This window comes from Enterobacter cloacae complex sp. ECNIH7, assembly GCF_002208095.1.
GTDB classification, from domain to species: domain Bacteria; phylum Pseudomonadota; class Gammaproteobacteria; order Enterobacterales; family Enterobacteriaceae; genus Enterobacter; species Enterobacter cloacae_M.
In genome coordinates, this window is the sequence record NZ_CP017990.1 from 444,136 (window position 1) to 459,064 (window position 14,929).

The following is a 14,929-nucleotide window of genomic DNA, read 5'->3' on the forward strand; positions in this document are numbered from 1 at the left end:
GTTTAAAGTGTTGTTTACGGTTGGCGATTGCGCAAATGCGCGCTAAATGCAGCAGCATCCATAAACCCGGTTACACGCTGCTCAGGCTGCTCATGGCCCTGTTGATTGAAGAACAGGATGGTTGGCAGCCCGAGTACGTTAAGCTGCTTCAGCAGAGCCTTATCCTGCGCATTATTGGCGGTCACGTTAGCCTGGAGCAAAACGGTCTCTTTCAGGGCGCTTTGCACCTGTGGATCGCTAAAAGTATATTTTTCAAACTCTTTGCAGGCGACACACCAGTCGGCATAGAGATCGAGCATCACCGGTTTGCCTTTCGCCTCTGCCAGGGCGCTGTTAAGTTCATCCACGTTTTTAATCTGGGTGAAGTTCAGATGCGCTTGCATCTGACCCACCGGTGTGCCGAATGCCCAGTCCTGCAGAGGGCGTACGCTCACCAGCGCGGCAGCCAGCAGCAGGATTTGCACCAGGCGCATCCATGGCTTCTTCGCCTCCAGGCTGACGATAAACGCCCATGTAAAGAACGCTACGCCGAGCATCGCCCACAGGCGCAAACCCCAGGCGTCGCCGATGATACGCTCAAGGAGGAACACCGGCAGCGCGAGGATGACAAAGCCAAATGCGGTTTTCACCGTCTCCATCCACGGGCCGCTCTTCGGCAGAAGTCGATTACCGAAAACCGTGACCAGAATCAGCGGCAGGCCCATGCCCAGGGCATACAGGTACAACGTTCCGCCGCCGAGCCACATGTTACCGCTCTGGGCGATATAGAGCAGGATGGCGCTCAGCGGCGCGGTGGTGCAGGGAGAGCATATCAGCCCAGCAATGGCACCCATCACGAACACGCCGCCTGCGGAGCCGCCCTGCTGACGGTTGCTCATCAGCGTTAAGCGAGTCTGCAAAGCCGACGGTAGCTGCAGGGTAAACAGGCCGAACATCGACAGTGCCAGCAGGATGAAGACCGCCGACAGGCCAATAAGGACGTAAGGATGCTGCAGTGCGGCCTGGAACTGTAACCCGGCAGCGGCAACCACGAGGCCGAGCGCCGTGTAGGTTAGCGCCATTCCCTGCACGTATATAAAAGCCAGCAGCAGCGCGCGGGCGGTAGAAAGACGCTGTTTGCCGCCCAGCACGATGCCAGAGATGAGTGGATACATCGGCAACACGCACGGCGTAAAGGCAATGCCGATACCAATCAGTAAAGCCCACAACGCTGAGAACGGAAGATCAGCGCTGTCGTTGGTTTTCTCAACCGAGGGGACCGGCGTTACAGCAGCAGTCGCTTTCACTTCGCTAAGCGGCACGACTTTCGTTTCCGGCGGATAGCAGAATCCCGCGTCCGCGCACCCCTGGTAGGTCACCGTCAGCGTTGCACCTTTATCGGCCTGATTCACCGTCACGGGCACGCTTAAGCGCTGGCGGTAGATTTCACTCTTGCCGTAGAACTCGTCCTCGTGCCACTCGCCTGCGGGCAACTGTAATGCGCCTACGTTTGCCTTAGCAGGGGTAATGCTCACCTGCTTGCGGTAGAGGTAATAGCCCTCTTTCACCTGCCAGGTAAGATTGAGATCGTGCTGGTTTTGCTGAAAGTCGAAAACAAACGCCTGGTCGGCAGGAATAAAGTTCGAACGGCCGGGCGCGTCAAACAACCCGGCAGAAGCTGACGTGCTGCACAGCAGCAGGATCAGCGTAAGGAAGCGTTGAGCCATGAGAGATAGTCGTTATCGCCGTGGACCACTGGCAGCACCAGCAGTTCCGGAGTTTGGTAAGGATGATGAGATTTGAGGCAGTCCAGGAGAGCCTGCTGATTCGCCAGATTGGTTTTGAGCAACATCTGGACTTCGTACTCTTGCTCCAGCTTGCCTTCCCAGTAATAAAGGGAGGTGGCTCCGGGGAGGAGCGTCACGCAGGCTGCCAGTTTTTCGGCCAGCACTTTGGCGGCGAGATCCTGGGCAGAGGCTTCATCAGGGGCGGTACACAGTACGACAACAGCATCAGGCGTGTTCACAAGTCGACCTCCTCATCACGAAAGGCTTCACTATATCACGCAAGGCGGTTGGTCATTAATGAAACGGGCCGCAGAGCGGCCCGATTTTAACTATTTTTACAACCACTCACCGTTTACAGCACCACGCCGCCAATGATAAAGCCGAGGATCACGCAAAGTGAAATGGCGACCACGCCCGGGATCAGGAACGCGTGGTTAAACACATACTTACCGATACGTGTTGAGCCGGTGTCGTCCATCTCCACCGCCGCCAGCAGGGTTGGGTAGGTTGGCAGAACGAACAGGGCGGAAACCGCCGCGAAAGAGGCAATCGCCGTCAGTGGCGTAACGCCCAGCATCAGTGCCGCAGGCATCAACGCTTTTGTGGTCGCCGCCTGGGAGTAAAGCAGGGTAGCGGCAAAGAACAGCACCACCGCCAGCAGCCACGGGTAGTTGTGCAGCAGGTCGCCTGCTACGGTCTGAATGTCACTGATGTGCGCTTTCACGAAGGTATCACCAAGCCAGGCTACGCCGAGGACGCACACGCAGGCGCTCATACCGGATTTGAAGGTGCTGGCGTTCAGCACTTCGCTGGTATCAATTTTACAGGTGATGCTAATCAGCGTCGCGATGGTCAGCATAAACACCACAATCGCTTCGTTACGCGGCAGGACCGGGTTCTGGATCAGGCCCACGGTGTCGCTGATGGCGGTCGCGTAGAACATCACCGCGACAATACCGATCAGAAACAGCAGCACGGAACGTTTTGCGTGCGGCTTCAGCTCGAAGACCTGGCTGCCGCGCAGTCTCACTTCACCCTTGGCAAGGCGTTCCTGGTAAACCGGATCGTCTTTCAGTTCGGCGCCGAGGAAGTTACACAGCACGGCAGTGATCATCACCGCGATCAGCGTCACCGGGATACAGATCGCCAGCAGCGTCAGGTAGCTCACGCCCATCGGCTCAAGAATACCGGCGAAGAAGACCACCGCAGCGGAAATCGGTGAGGCGGTAATCGCAATCTGGGACGCGACGACGGCAATAGAGAGCGGACGAGACGGACGGATACCCTGCTCTTTCGCCACTTCGGTAATCACCGGCAGCGTAGAGAAGGCGGTGTGGCCCGTACCGGCGAGAATGGTCATAAACCAGGTCACCAGCGGGGCAAGGAAGGTAATGTATTTTGGATGGCGGCGCAGCATACGTTCCGCCAGGCTTACCAGGTAGTCCATACCGCCTGCCACCTGCATGGCGGCGATAGCGGCAATAACTGCCATGATGATTTCGATAACGTCGAACGGGATTGCGCCGGGTTTAATCTGAAAGATAAGGGTAAGAACGAGCACCCCGAGACCGCCGGCAAAACCGATGCCGATACCCCCGAGTCTTGCTCCCAAATAAATCGCCAACAAGACGATGACGAGTTCTGCTCCAAACATAAGGACCTGCCTTGCTTATTAACAAGTTGATATTGAATTGTTGTATTTAGGTAACGCCTAAAAAGAAAAAAGGCACGTCACAAGTGACGTGCCTTAAGAAGCCTAGCCAGAACGGTTACTGTTCGCTTTCATCGGTATATCGTTTCGCTTTATATGCCGGGTGCATCAGGTTCTGGGCCGAGAAGATATCGTCCAGCTCAGCTTCGGTCAACAGCCCGCGCTCCAGCACCACTTCACGTACGCTCTTACCGGTTTCGGCGCAAATCTTACCGACGATGTCACCGTTGTGGTGACCGATGAACGGGTTGAGGTAGGTGACGATCCCGATGGAGTTGTAGACATAACCCTCACAGACTTCTTTATTCGCCGTGATGCCGTTAATGCATTTTTCCAGCAGGTTGTAGCAGGCGTTGGTCAGGATGTGGATGGATTCAAACATCGCCTGGCCAATCACTGGCTCCATCACGTTCAGCTGCAGCTGACCCGCTTCAGAGGCCATGGTCACGGTCGTATCGTTACCGATGACTTTGAAGCAAACCTGGTTCACCACTTCTGGCACCACCGGGTTCACCTTGGCTGGCATGATGGATGAACCGGCCTGCAGCTCTGGCAGGTTAATTTCATTCAGGCCAGCGCGCGGACCGGAAGAGAGCAGGCGCAGGTCGTTACAGATTTTGGACAGTTTCACCGCCAGACGTTTCAGGGCGCTGTGTACCATGACGTAGGCGCCGCAGTCGGAGGTGGCTTCAATCAGGTCTTCTGCAGGCACAACCGGCAGGTTAGAGACTTCAGCCAGCTTCTGTACCGCCAGCTGCTGATAGCCATCCGGGGTGTTCAGACGGGTACCGATGGCGGTGGCGCCCAGGTTCACTTCCAGCAGCAGCTCGGAGGTGCGCAGCAGGTTTTTGGTCTCTTCGTTCAGCAGTACGTTAAACGCGTGGAATTCCTGGCCGAGGGTCATCGGCACCGCGTCCTGCAGCTGGGTACGACCCATTTTCAGGATGTCCTGGAACTCAACCGCTTTACGCTGGAAGCCATCACCCAGCTGGTTGATCGCATCCACCAGTTTCACCACAGAGGCATACACCGCGATACGGAAGCCGGTAGGGTAGGCGTCGTTGGTAGACTGGCATTTGTTTACGTGATCGTTCGGGTTCAGGTACTGGTATTCACCTTTCTGGTGACCCATCAGCTCCAGGCCAATGTTTGCCAGTACTTCGTTGGTATTCATGTTGACGGAGGTGCCCGCGCCGCCCTGATAGACGTCAACCGGGAACTGGTCCATGCATTTGCCGTTGTTCAGCACTTCATCGCAGGCTGCGATAATCGCATTTGCCGCGCTTTTAGGAATGGTTTGCAGCTCTTTGTTGGCCAGTGCTGCGGCTTTCTTCACCATCACCATGCCACGGACAAACTCAGGGATGTCGCTGATTTTGCTGTTGCTGATGTAGAAGTTTTCAATCGCTCTCAGAGTGTGGACACCGTAGTAGGCATCCGCTGGAACTTCCCTGGTACCCAACAAGTCTTCTTCGATACGAATGTTGTTTAACATGTGAACCTTCTTTTCAAGCTGCCGATGGATTGTACTAAACACACAGTATTTATGTGGTTTTGAATATTTTCTGACCGACGATTATTCCCTCAATCAGCCAGATGCTCGAGATCATATGCTGATGATAGCGAATTGCCGTAAGCTGGATCACTTATTATCGAGCCCATTCCATGATAATTATTAATCTGTGAAATGGGTCACCGCTTTAAAATTTCCAAAAAAAATATCCGTGCAAACTGATTGAATTTTCGCTAACCGTCACCATCTCATACAAACGCGCGTCGCGAACACATTCAGACAGGGGCCCGATGGCCTCTGCCACACAGGAGATGCCAGTGCGCTGGATACCGTTTATTGCTTTCTTTCTCTATGTTTACATTGAGATTTCCATTTTCATCCAGGTTGCCCATGTGCTGGGCGTCCTGATGACGCTGATTCTGGTGATTTTTACCTCCGTCATCGGCATGTCGCTGGTGCGTAATCAGGGTTTCAAAAATTTCCTGATAATGCAGCAGAAGATGGCCGCAGGGGAAAGCCCGGCGGAAGAGATGATCAAAAGCGTGTCGTTGATTATTGCGGGGCTGCTGCTGATCCTGCCGGGGTTCTTCACTGACTTCCTCGGCCTGCTGCTGCTTCTGCCGCCGGTGCAAAAACACCTGACCATGAAGCTGCTGCCGCATCTGCGCTTTAGCCGTATGCCGGGCGGCGGGTTCAGCACCGGGCCGGGCGATACCTTTGAAGGGGAGTATCAGCGTAAGGATGAACAGCACGACCGTTTAGATCATAAAGACGATCGGTGATTTTGTTGCCCGGTGGCGCTTCGCCTACCGGGCCTCCGGGAGCGCACCGCGCTTCGGCAAAAACATCCACAGCCCTGCCAGCATGATAATCGCGTACAGACTCTTCCATCCCACCATCGCCAGCAACAGCAGGCAAAGCAAACCCCCGACGACCGCCAGAGCTTTATAGCGACCTTTCAGCAAACGACATCCCGCCAGCATGCACAGCAGGTAGATCATGATGAAAATGCCGTTGGCGTAGACGATCAGCGCGTCCAGATTAATCTTCAGTGCGTAAATACACAGCGTGCTCACCGCGCAGCAGCCCAGTACGGTATTCAGGGCATTCAGCGGAAGCTGGCGTTTAGACAGGCGCGCGAGGCGATTCTCAGGTTTGTCGAGCGCCTGCGACCACACCAGCCGGGCAAAGCTCTGGATATAAATATTGAGGCTGGCAAAACAGGCGAGATAGCCGATGACACAGGCGATCCATAGCGCCTTCACGCCGAACAGTTCCACCACGATACCTGGCAGCGATGCCGCGGCGGCGAGATCCGCTCCGAACGCGTGGAAGTGTAAGACCAGCACGGTACATGCCCAATAGACCGTACCTGCCAGCAGCAGGCCTATCATCAGCGCGCGGGGGAAATCGCGTTCAGGCTGCTTAAATTCAGAGGCCAGATGGGCAAAGGCTTCCAGGCCGACAAAACACCAGAACATGACGGAGAGCGCGGCGAAAAGCTCGGAATGGTCGACGTCGGTCACCGCAGGGAAGGGAATTTCCTTTATTGTGATATCGCCCGCCCACCAGATTGCGACAACGAGCGCGACAATCAGCACCGCAACCAGCGTCTGCAGGTTGGCGCTGGAGCTGGCGCCTCGAGAACCCACCCACCAGACGATCGCCAGCGTACCCAGTTCGGCCAGCAATAACTGCTCGTTATGCCAGCCAAACAGCGCCTGACCAAAGCCGGTCGCAATATGCAACGCCGCAGGTAGGCCAACCGGAATGACGGAGAGAAACAGCCAGCCGGTGACACGCTGCAGCCGCGGGCCAAAGGCCAGTCCGACAAAGTGCGCCACGCCGCCCGCGCTGGGGAAATGCCGCCCCAGGATGGCAAACACAATGGCTATCGGGAAAACTAATACAATCAGCGCCGGCCACGCCCACAGGCTATTATTTCCAGCCACCAGAGCCGCCAGTGCGGGTACGGCAAACACGCCCGTACCTAACAAGGAGGTTGAGAGCAGTCCGACGCCCTGCGCCAGCCCCAGCTCCTGCTTGAGTCCACTCATTCACATCGCCCTGCCAGTACCAAAAGAGAGGCGATGGTAACACTTTCGCAAATTTTTTTTTCGACTCCCCCTTGAAGGGGGAAAAAGCTATCCCCATCTCTCAGGGCACTAGTCGGAAAACCGCATGCGGGCCGGCGTCATCCATAACTGATAATGACTTTCTCAAAGGAGAGCTATCAATGAGTATTCGTCCGTTACATGATCGTGTGATCGTCAAACGTAAAGAAGTTGAAACCAAGTCTGCTGGCGGCATCGTTCTGACCGGTTCTGCAGCAGCCAAATCAACGCGTGGCGAAATCATCGCTGTCGGTAAGGGCCGCATCCTGGAAAACGGAACTGTGCAGCCACTGGACGTTAAAGTTGGTGACATCGTAATTTTCAACGATGGCTACGGCGTGAAATCCGAGAAGATCGACAATGAAGAAGTGTTGATCATGTCCGAGAGCGACATTCTGGCAATTGTTGAAGCGTAATTTACGCACGAGAATTTGAGGAAATAAGAACATGGCAGCTAAAGACGTAAAATTCGGTAACGACGCTCGTGTAAAAATGCTCCGCGGCGTAAACGTACTGGCAGATGCAGTTAAAGTGACTCTGGGCCCGAAAGGCCGCAACGTAGTGCTGGATAAATCCTTCGGCGCGCCAACCATCACCAAAGATGGTGTTTCTGTAGCACGTGAAATTGAGCTGGAAGACAAGTTCGAAAACATGGGCGCGCAGATGGTGAAAGAAGTTGCCTCTAAAGCAAACGACGCTGCTGGTGACGGTACCACCACCGCGACCGTACTGGCGCAGGCAATCATCACCGAAGGTCTGAAAGCCGTTGCTGCGGGCATGAACCCAATGGATCTGAAACGTGGTATCGACAAAGCTGTCGCCTCCGCTGTTGAAGAGCTGAAAGCACTGTCCGTACCATGCTCTGACTCTAAAGCCATTGCTCAGGTTGGTACTATCTCCGCTAACTCCGACGAAACCGTAGGTAAACTGATCGCTGAAGCGATGGACAAAGTCGGTAAAGAAGGTGTTATCACCGTTGAAGACGGTACCGGTCTGGAAGACGAACTGGACGTGGTTGAAGGTATGCAGTTCGACCGCGGTTACCTGTCCCCATACTTCATCAACAAGCCAGAAACGGGAGCTGTTGAGCTGGAAAGCCCGTTCATCCTGCTGGCTGACAAGAAAATCTCCAACATCCGCGAAATGCTGCCAGTACTGGAAGCCGTTGCGAAAGCAGGCAAGCCTCTGGTTATCATCGCTGAAGACGTTGAAGGCGAAGCGCTGGCGACCCTGGTGGTTAACACCATGCGCGGTATCGTGAAAGTGGCTGCTGTTAAAGCACCTGGCTTCGGCGATCGCCGTAAAGCGATGCTGCAGGATATCGCAACCCTGACCGGCGGTACCGTGATCTCTGAAGAGATCGGTATGGAGCTGGAAAAAGCGACCCTGGAAGACCTGGGCCAGGCGAAACGCGTTGTGATCAACAAAGACACCACCACCATCATCGACGGTGTGGGTGAAGAAGCCGCTATTCAGGGCCGCGTGGGTCAGATCCGTAAGCAGATCGAAGAAGCGACTTCCGATTACGACCGTGAAAAACTGCAGGAGCGCGTAGCGAAACTGGCTGGCGGCGTTGCGGTAATCAAAGTCGGTGCAGCTACCGAAGTTGAAATGAAAGAGAAAAAAGCACGCGTTGACGATGCCCTGCATGCGACCCGTGCTGCGGTAGAAGAAGGCGTGGTTGCTGGTGGTGGTGTTGCGCTGGTGCGTGTTGCCGCTAAACTGGCAGGCCTGACCGCACAGAACGAAGATCAGAACGTGGGTATCAAAGTTGCGCTGCGCGCAATGGAAGCCCCTCTGCGTCAGATCGTTTCTAACGCCGGTGAAGAGCCATCTGTGGTTGCGAACAACGTGAAAGCGGGCGAAGGTAACTACGGTTACAACGCAGCAACTGAAGAATACGGCAACATGATCGACTTCGGTATCCTGGACCCAACGAAAGTGACCCGTTCTGCTCTGCAGTACGCGGCATCTGTCGCTGGCCTGATGATCACCACCGAGTGCATGGTAACCGACCTGCCTAAAGGCGATGCACCTGACTTAGGTGCTGCTGGCATGGGCGGCATGGGCGGTATGGGCGGCATGATGTAATCGTGCGCTCTACGTCGTAGAATGTGAAAAACCCCCGGGCAGAAATGCTCGGGGGTTTTTCTTTTGGTCATCTTTTAGGTATAAGATTTACACACGGACAACTACTGTCCAGCTTATTGAAAACGAGGAATAACATGCGCGTAAAAGTCTGTGCAGGGATTGTAGGGGCAGCATTGCTGCTGGCGGGTTGTAGCTCCAGCAATGAGCTGTCGGCAGCGGGCCAGGGCGTTCGCTTTGTGGAAGATAAGCCTGGCAGTGAATGCCAGCTGTTAGGCACGGCAACCGGTGAGCAAAGTAACTGGATGTCAGGTCAGCATGGCGAGGAAGGTGGCTCGATGCGCGGTGCGGCGAATGCCCTGCGTAACCAGGCTGCGGCAATGGGCGGTAACGTGATTTACGGCGTGAGCAGCCCAACGCAGAGTATGCTGTCCAGCTTCGTGCCGACCGCCAGCCAGATGAACGGCCAGGTCTACAAGTGCCCGAACTGATGGCCTTTTTCCCTCTCCCTGTGGGAGAGGGTTAGGGTGAGGGGAAACTAGCACTGCCGCAGCTGCAAATCCAGCGGCGTCTTGCTCGGCTCTCCGCCAATCTCGCGTGCCAGCTTCGGCACCATATAGCCTGAAACCAGCGTTAACAGTTCGCGCATAATCTGCCGGGCTTCTTCATCCGTCACCATGAAATGGGCCGCGCCCTGAACGCGATCCAGCACGTGCAGGTAATAGGGCATCACGCCCGCATCAAACAGGGCATTGCTCAGGTCAGCCAGCACGCGGGCGCTGTCGTTCACGCCGCGCAGCAGCACGCTCTGGTTCAGCAGCGTCACGCCCGCTTTACGCAGACGCGCCATCGCCGCGCGAAAGTCATCGTCAATTTCGTTCGCGTGGTTGATATGGTTCACCAGCAGCACCTGCAATCTTGACTGCTCCAGGCGTGACACCAGGCCGTCAGTGACACGTGCCGGAATGACAATCGGTAAACGGCTGTGAATACGCAGGCGCTTAATGTGCGGAATGGCTTCAAGCTGGGTCAGCAGCCAGCCCAGCTCATGATCTTTTGCCATCAGCGGGTCACCGCCGGAAAAAATAATCTCATCCAGCTCAGGATGGGCGGCGATATAGTCCAGCGCGACCTGCCAGTTGCGTTTATTGCCCTGGTTTTCGGCATAGGGGAAGTGCCGACGGAAGCAATAACGACAATTTACCGCGCAACCGCCTTTTACCAGCAGCAGGGCGCGGTTGAGATACTTGTGCAGTAAACCCGGCACCACGCTGTTCTGCTCTTCCAGCGGGTCGGTGCTGTATCCCGGCGCGGTGACAAACTCATCCTGCGAAGTAAGCGTTTGTTTTAAAAGTGGATCGTCGGGGTTGCCTTTCTCCATTCGCGCCACAAACGCACGGGGAACGCGCAGGGTGAAAAGGCGCTTTGCCTCGCGGCCTGCAAGCAACTCTGGGTGCTGATCGAGGTCTAAAAGACGCAGCAATTCATCAGGACTGGTGATTACATCGGCAAGTTGCGATAACCAATCTTCTCTGGACGGGGTGTTTAGGGTTACAATATGCGCCATTTTGTGGCTTAGCTACCAGTTAACAAATTTAGAGGGCCTTATGGCAACGTACTATAGCAACGATTTTCGTGCTGGTCTTAAAATCATGATGGACGGCGAACCGTACGCGGTTGAAGCCAGCGAATTCGTTAAACCAGGTAAAGGCCAGGCATTCGCACGCGTTAAGCTGCGCCGTCTGCTGACCGGTACCCGTGTTGAGAAAACCTTCAAGTCTACTGACTCCGCTGAAGGCGCTGATGTTGTTGATATGAACCTGACCTATCTGTACAACGACGGTGAGTTCTGGCATTTCATGAACAACTCCACTTTCGAACAGCTGTCTGCTGATGAGAAAGCGGTAGGTGATAGCGCTAAATGGCTGCTGGATCAGGCTGAGTGCATCGTGACCCTGTGGAACGGTCAGCCTATCGCTGTGACCCCACCAAACTTCGTTGAACTGGAAATCGTTGAAACCGATCCAGGTCTGAAAGGTGATACCGCAGGTACTGGTGGTAAACCAGCCAAACTGTCTACCGGCGCAGTGGTTAAAGTTCCACTGTTCGTACAGACTGGCGAAGTGATCAAAGTGGATACCCGCTCCGGCGAATACGTATCCCGCGTGAAGTAATTTACGTCATGATTGAAGGCGCAGCACCCGCTGCGCCTGATTTTTGCAGGCAGGGATGATGAAACGTACCGTTAAAATTCTGCTTCTTTTAGCGCTTTCCAGCGCATTGCTTTCCGGCTGTAACACCACCCGTGGGATGGGACAAGATATCCAGGATCTCGGTCATATCATTTCTCACGCCGCCAGCTAAGTTCGTCTAATTTTCCTAAAAATGCTTCCTTTTCCGTCAACCGGCGGGATCTTGTCTATTCTTAAGTTGCTATACACAAAACAACTTTGGCTATAAAAGGAAGAAATTATGGTTAAGAAAACAATTGCAGCGATCTTTTCAGTCCTGGTACTTTCTTCAGTCTTAACAGCCTGTAATACCACGCGTGGCGTCGGTCAGGACATTTCTGAAGGTGGTAGCGCAATCTCTGGTGCGGCAACCAAAGCTCAGCAGTAATTAACATACGGTACGAGACCAGCGGGTTTCGTACCGTCAGCTTTCTGATTCCTGCAGGGATAAGAACGGAGAAAAACGCGTATCCATATGCAATTTCATGCGGATATTGCGTTTATAGGTATACACTGTTTTTCCGTTGATACTCAGGTGAGCGGCAATTTTTTGATTGCTCGCACCGTCCATCCACAATGTCAGCACTTTCTCTTCCTGTCGGGTCAGCAAGGGGGCCGCCGCCGTTGGCCTGTCAGCGCTGGCGCGTGAGATTAATGCGTCGTTGATCGTCGTTGCCACTTCTTCGAGACTGGCGTTTTTCAACAGCGACGACCACACCGGGAACTGTCCGAGCCAGTCGGTCATGCCGCGGTCCTCTCCCGATTGCAGCAAAATAAACGGTAATCGTTCACTGGCACTCAGCAACGACGAGAGCTGCTGAAAATGATGAATATCCTGCCTGAAGCCGTAAAGATCGGCGATAACCAGCGTGGGTTTCCATTGCAGAATGTGCTCCCTGGCAAGGAACAGATTATTTAACCCGGTCACAACGTAGTGTCCCGGGAACAAACCGGAATGATTGAGCCATGCTTCAAACCCTGTGCGGGTGAAGTGACAACGGTCAATCAAAAGAATTTTGAACATATTTTATTCGCAGTCGGCTAGTGGTTTGGCTTCCTGCCATCAGAAAGCACATCATCATAGAGAAGTCGGATGAGTGCTAAATGCCGGAACTACGCGCCATACTGCGGCTATTTCTTGCCTTAACGTGTTCAGCAAAAAATGATTGAAAAAAAATAGCACGCTAACCACAATATGGGGCGTAATCTCTGCCTTACGGGACGACCCGTAAGCGTTTCTTTCACCGGGGACGGCCCCAACTTGTATTAAGTTAAGGAGCCTGAAATGTCCTGGATAATTCTTTTTATTGCTGGCCTGCTCGAAGTGGTATGGGCAATTGGTCTCAAGTACACCCACGGATTTACCCGCCTGACGCCCAGCGTCATAACCGTCACCGCGATGATCGTGAGTATTGTCCTGTTATCCTGGGCAATGCGCTCGCTGCCTGTGGGAACGGCTTATGCCGTCTGGACGGGCATTGGTGCGGTGGGGGCCGCCATCACCGGCATTCTGCTGCTGGGAGAGTCAGCGAGTCTGGCGCGTATCGCCAGCCTCGCCTTGATTGTGGCCGGGATCGTTGGGCTGAAGCTCAGTACCCATTAATGGGGTTGTTTTACCCAGATAAGTTTTGACACATCAAACCCTTGCCGGGTCGCGACGTCCAGCATCTGCTGTTTCATTTCTGACGAAATAGTTGGCGTGCGGGAAAGTATCCACAGATAGTCGCGATCCGGCCCGCAGACCAGCGCGTGACGGTACTCTCTGTCGAGCGCGATCACATTATAGCCGCCATAAAACGGGCCGAAGAAAGAGACTTTGAGCGCTGCCCGTCGCGGGTCGCCAGTGAAGTACGCTTTCCCAATCGACTGCTGCCACATCTCCCGATCGGGATTATAGCCCCGGTTGATCACCTGAATACCGCCATCATCCATCGGGCTGTAATTCGCAGTGACCTTCTCTAAGCCCTGCTCAAACCGATGGTCGAGGCGCGCGATTTCATACCATGTTCCAAGGAAGCGTTGTGCATCAAAAGGCGAGACGACGGTAACGCCTGGAGGTGGGGTAGGGGAACTGCAGGCAACCACTAAAAACGCGGCTGTCACCGCGGCGATAACAGGCAGAATGCGCATAGGAGTTTCCTTACTGTTTTTTGTTAAGTGTAGATGACGGCAAGAAAAATGTGGTTTTTGTGCGGTGTGTTTCGCCGGGTGGCCACCCCGTGGATTTTGTAGGCCGGGTAAGCGTTAGCGCCACCCGGCAATGTTTACTACAGCGCGCTCAAAATACGGTATGCCGCCTCAACGCGTGCCGGGTTCGGATAGCTTTTATTTGCCAGCATCACAATACCGAGCTGCTTTTCAGGAATAAATGCCACGTAGCTGCCAAACCCGCCGGTAGAGCCTGTTTTATGGACCCAGGATGCGTTGACCGGGGGCGCCGGTGGATTCACTTCTCTCGCAGGCAGCGGTGCCAGTGCCACCTTATTGTCGCTACCTTCAACCACGGTTTTGGCATCGACCGGCCAGTTAAGCATTTCCCAGCCTAACCCCTGATACATGGCCCCCACGCGCCAGTAGCGAGACTGCGCCAGGGTAAGGCCTTTCCTGAGTGAATTATCCTGAAGGGAGTCCGGCTTCATGTTGACCATCACCCAGCTTGCCATATCCTGCACGTTGGTTTTTACGCCATAGGCTTCAGCGTCCAGCATTCCTGGCGAAACGTGTACCGCTTTACCGTCGCGGTATCCCCAGGCGTAATGCGCCTCTTCCGCTTTCGGAACGTTAATCCACGTATGGTCCAGCTTGAGCGGCTTAAAGACCCGCGTCGTTATGGCCTGCTCATAGCTCATGCCGGAAGGTTTGACCGCCAGCGCGCCAAAAAGACCGATGCTGGCATTGGCGTAAAGACGCGTGGTGCCCGGCTTCCACTGCGGCTGCCAGTTTTGATAAAAGCGCAACAGAGAGGCGTTATCCGTGACCTCATCCGGTACCTGTAACGGCAAACCTCCTGCGGTATAGGTTGCCAGATCCAGCATGCGGATCCCCTGCCACTGCTTGCCTGTCAGCTCAGGCCAGTATTTTGTCACCGGATCGCCCAGCGATATTTCACCGCGAGCAATGGCATCGCCACCGAGTACGCCGGTGAAGGTTTTACTTATAGAACCCAGTTCGAACAAGGTTTGTGGAGTGACAGGTTTGTTCGCCGCAACATCGGCTTTACCGAAGGTGAAGTAGTGCGGCTGACCCTCATAAATCACCGCCACCGCCATACCCGGAATGGCCTGCGCTTTCATCAGCGGCGTAACGGTCCGTTCCACCACCTCAGCCAGCTGTTTTTCTGACATCGGGGTAGCCAATACCGAGCAGGAGGTGCTGAGCAGCAGGGCGCAGCAAAGGGATTTAGTCATCATCATTTATCTTCCGTAATAGCAGTTCAAGGGAGTGTCCGGGCCCGTCAGACCGCTGTAGTCTGTTGGATTTGACTATGGCTGACAAACGGTTAAATT

17 protein-coding genes are annotated in these 14,929 nt (G+C 54.6%); 8 read left to right on the forward strand and 9 right to left on the reverse strand.

Features of this window, described 5'->3' with window-relative positions:
- Window positions 1-14 precede the first annotated feature (14 nt).
- The 4 genes from WM95_RS02165 to aspA all read right to left on the reverse strand — a co-directional run bounded on the left by WM95_RS02165 (window position 15) and on the right by aspA (window position 4,972).
- The gene (locus WM95_RS02165; protein ID WP_063409021.1) at window positions 15-1,706 is read right to left on the reverse strand and encodes a protein-disulfide reductase DsbD; all 1,692 of its coding nucleotides are present in this window, start codon (window positions 1,704-1,706) and stop codon (window positions 15-17) included.
- Complete coding sequence (gene cutA / locus WM95_RS02170; protein ID WP_014168278.1) at window positions 1,682-2,005, reverse strand: divalent cation tolerance protein CutA; 324 nt, start codon at window positions 2,003-2,005, stop codon at window positions 1,682-1,684. Before cutA ends, WM95_RS02165 begins: the two co-directional genes overlap by 25 nt.
- A 113-nt stretch (window positions 2,006-2,118) precedes the next feature.
- Window positions 2,119-3,420: an anaerobic C4-dicarboxylate transporter gene (locus tag WM95_RS02175; protein WP_023334226.1), complete on the reverse strand. Its 1,302-nt coding sequence runs from the start codon at window positions 3,418-3,420 to the stop codon at window positions 2,119-2,121.
- A gap of 115 nt (window positions 3,421-3,535) precedes the next feature.
- Complete coding sequence (aspA, locus tag WM95_RS02180; protein ID WP_003855923.1) at window positions 3,536-4,972, reverse strand: aspartate ammonia-lyase; 1,437 nt, start codon at window positions 4,970-4,972, stop codon at window positions 3,536-3,538.
- A gap of 335 nt (window positions 4,973-5,307) precedes the next feature.
- On the opposite strand from aspA, the gene WM95_RS02190 reads away from it, so the two are divergent.
- Window positions 5,308-5,772, forward strand: coding sequence for an FxsA family protein (locus WM95_RS02190; protein WP_063409020.1), 465 nt, complete (start codon window positions 5,308-5,310; stop codon window positions 5,770-5,772).
- Between the two features lie 24 nt (window positions 5,773-5,796).
- Here WM95_RS02190 and yjeH read toward each other — a convergent pair whose 3' ends face one another.
- The gene (yjeH, locus tag WM95_RS02195) at window positions 5,797-7,047 is read right to left on the reverse strand and encodes an L-methionine/branched-chain amino acid transporter (RefSeq protein ID WP_063409019.1); all 1,251 of its coding nucleotides are present in this window, start codon (window positions 7,045-7,047) and stop codon (window positions 5,797-5,799) included.
- Window positions 7,048-7,226: 179 nt separating this feature from the next.
- Here yjeH and WM95_RS02200 point away from each other — a divergent pair, with 179 nt between their 5' ends.
- From WM95_RS02200 to WM95_RS02210, 3 genes are all read left to right on the forward strand, one after another.
- A complete protein-coding gene (locus WM95_RS02200) occupies window positions 7,227-7,520 on the forward strand; it encodes a co-chaperone GroES (RefSeq protein ID WP_003855929.1) in 294 nt (97 codons plus the stop codon).
- Between the two features lie 31 nt (window positions 7,521-7,551).
- Window positions 7,552-9,195, forward strand: a complete 1,644-nt coding sequence (gene groL / locus WM95_RS02205) for a chaperonin GroEL (RefSeq protein ID WP_023310114.1) — start codon at window positions 7,552-7,554, stop codon at window positions 9,193-9,195.
- 134 nt (window positions 9,196-9,329) lie between these two features.
- Window positions 9,330-9,683, forward strand: a complete 354-nt coding sequence (locus tag WM95_RS02210) for a DUF4156 domain-containing protein (RefSeq protein WP_023310115.1) — start codon at window positions 9,330-9,332, stop codon at window positions 9,681-9,683.
- Between the two features lie 47 nt (window positions 9,684-9,730).
- Here the strand turns inward: WM95_RS02210 and epmB are convergent, their stop codons facing one another.
- Window positions 9,731-10,759, reverse strand: coding sequence for an EF-P beta-lysylation protein EpmB (gene epmB / locus WM95_RS02215; RefSeq protein WP_063409018.1), 1,029 nt, complete (start codon window positions 10,757-10,759; stop codon window positions 9,731-9,733).
- Between the two features lie 40 nt (window positions 10,760-10,799).
- Between epmB and efp the strand changes: the two genes are divergently transcribed.
- The 3 genes from efp to ecnB all read left to right on the forward strand — a co-directional run bounded on the left by efp (window position 10,800) and on the right by ecnB (window position 11,811).
- Window positions 10,800-11,366 (forward strand): elongation factor P, encoded by a 567-nt coding sequence (gene efp / locus WM95_RS02220; protein WP_008502940.1) that lies wholly within the window; start codon window positions 10,800-10,802, stop codon window positions 11,364-11,366.
- A gap of 58 nt (window positions 11,367-11,424) precedes the next feature.
- The gene (locus tag WM95_RS02225) at window positions 11,425-11,556 is read left to right on the forward strand and encodes an entericidin A/B family lipoprotein (protein ID WP_024907352.1); all 132 of its coding nucleotides are present in this window, start codon (window positions 11,425-11,427) and stop codon (window positions 11,554-11,556) included.
- A gap of 108 nt (window positions 11,557-11,664) precedes the next feature.
- The gene (gene ecnB, locus WM95_RS02230) at window positions 11,665-11,811 is read left to right on the forward strand and encodes a lipoprotein toxin entericidin B (protein WP_003025482.1); all 147 of its coding nucleotides are present in this window, start codon (window positions 11,665-11,667) and stop codon (window positions 11,809-11,811) included.
- A gap of 36 nt (window positions 11,812-11,847) precedes the next feature.
- Here the strand turns inward: ecnB and WM95_RS02235 are convergent, their stop codons facing one another.
- Complete coding sequence (locus tag WM95_RS02235) at window positions 11,848-12,447, reverse strand: helix-turn-helix transcriptional regulator (RefSeq protein WP_023310118.1); 600 nt, start codon at window positions 12,445-12,447, stop codon at window positions 11,848-11,850.
- A 261-nt stretch (window positions 12,448-12,708) separates the two neighbouring features.
- On the opposite strand from WM95_RS02235, the gene sugE reads away from it, so the two are divergent.
- Entirely contained in the window at window positions 12,709-13,026 is a 318-nt protein-coding gene (gene sugE, locus WM95_RS02240; protein ID WP_008502938.1) for a quaternary ammonium compound efflux SMR transporter SugE, read from the forward strand.
- Here sugE and WM95_RS02245 read toward each other — a convergent pair.
- Together WM95_RS02245 and blaACT are read right to left on the reverse strand one after the other, a co-directional pair.
- Window positions 13,023-13,553 carry a lipocalin family protein gene (locus WM95_RS02245; protein ID WP_023310119.1) on the reverse strand — a complete coding sequence of 177 codons (531 nt, stop codon included), beginning with the start codon at window positions 13,551-13,553 and terminating at the stop codon, window positions 13,023-13,025. The two genes, sugE and WM95_RS02245, sit on opposite strands and share 4 nt — an antisense overlap.
- Before the next feature lie 137 nt (window positions 13,554-13,690).
- Window positions 13,691-14,833 (reverse strand): ACT family cephalosporin-hydrolyzing class C beta-lactamase, encoded by a 1,143-nt coding sequence (gene blaACT / locus WM95_RS02250; RefSeq protein WP_032668292.1) that lies wholly within the window; start codon window positions 14,831-14,833, stop codon window positions 13,691-13,693.
- Window positions 14,834-14,929 lie beyond the last annotated feature (96 nt).

What these genes read in the sequence shown, in the direction of transcription:
- WM95_RS02165 (WP_063409021.1), bottom strand. Translation starts at nt 1,706, where the DNA reads ATGGCTCAACGCTTCCTTACGCTGATCCTGCTGCTGTGCAGCACGTCA.
- WM95_RS02175 (WP_023334226.1), bottom strand. Translation starts at nt 3,420, where the DNA reads ATGTTTGGAGCAGAACTCGTCATCGTCTTGTTGGCGATTTATTTGGGA.
- aspA (WP_003855923.1), bottom strand. Translation starts at nt 4,972, where the DNA reads ATGTTAAACAACATTCGTATCGAAGAAGACTTGTTGGGTACCAGGGAA.
- yjeH (WP_063409019.1), bottom strand. Translation starts at nt 7,047, where the DNA reads ATGAGTGGACTCAAGCAGGAGCTGGGGCTGGCGCAGGGCGTCGGACTG.
- WM95_RS02200 (WP_003855929.1), top strand. Translation starts at nt 7,227, where the DNA reads ATGAGTATTCGTCCGTTACATGATCGTGTGATCGTCAAACGTAAAGAA.
- groL (WP_023310114.1), top strand. Translation starts at nt 7,552, where the DNA reads ATGGCAGCTAAAGACGTAAAATTCGGTAACGACGCTCGTGTAAAAATG.
- WM95_RS02210 (WP_023310115.1), top strand. Translation starts at nt 9,330, where the DNA reads ATGCGCGTAAAAGTCTGTGCAGGGATTGTAGGGGCAGCATTGCTGCTG.
- epmB (WP_063409018.1), bottom strand. Translation starts at nt 10,759, where the DNA reads ATGGCGCATATTGTAACCCTAAACACCCCGTCCAGAGAAGATTGGTTA.
- efp (WP_008502940.1), top strand. Translation starts at nt 10,800, where the DNA reads ATGGCAACGTACTATAGCAACGATTTTCGTGCTGGTCTTAAAATCATG.
- WM95_RS02225 (WP_024907352.1), top strand. Translation starts at nt 11,425, where the DNA reads ATGAAACGTACCGTTAAAATTCTGCTTCTTTTAGCGCTTTCCAGCGCA.
- ecnB (WP_003025482.1), top strand. Translation starts at nt 11,665, where the DNA reads ATGGTTAAGAAAACAATTGCAGCGATCTTTTCAGTCCTGGTACTTTCT.
- WM95_RS02235 (WP_023310118.1), bottom strand. Translation starts at nt 12,447, where the DNA reads ATGTTCAAAATTCTTTTGATTGACCGTTGTCACTTCACCCGCACAGGG.
- sugE (WP_008502938.1), top strand. Translation starts at nt 12,709, where the DNA reads ATGTCCTGGATAATTCTTTTTATTGCTGGCCTGCTCGAAGTGGTATGG.
- WM95_RS02245 (WP_023310119.1), bottom strand. Translation starts at nt 13,553, where the DNA reads ATGCGCATTCTGCCTGTTATCGCCGCGGTGACAGCCGCGTTTTTAGTG.
- blaACT (WP_032668292.1), bottom strand. Translation starts at nt 14,833, where the DNA reads ATGATGACTAAATCCCTTTGCTGCGCCCTGCTGCTCAGCACCTCCTGC.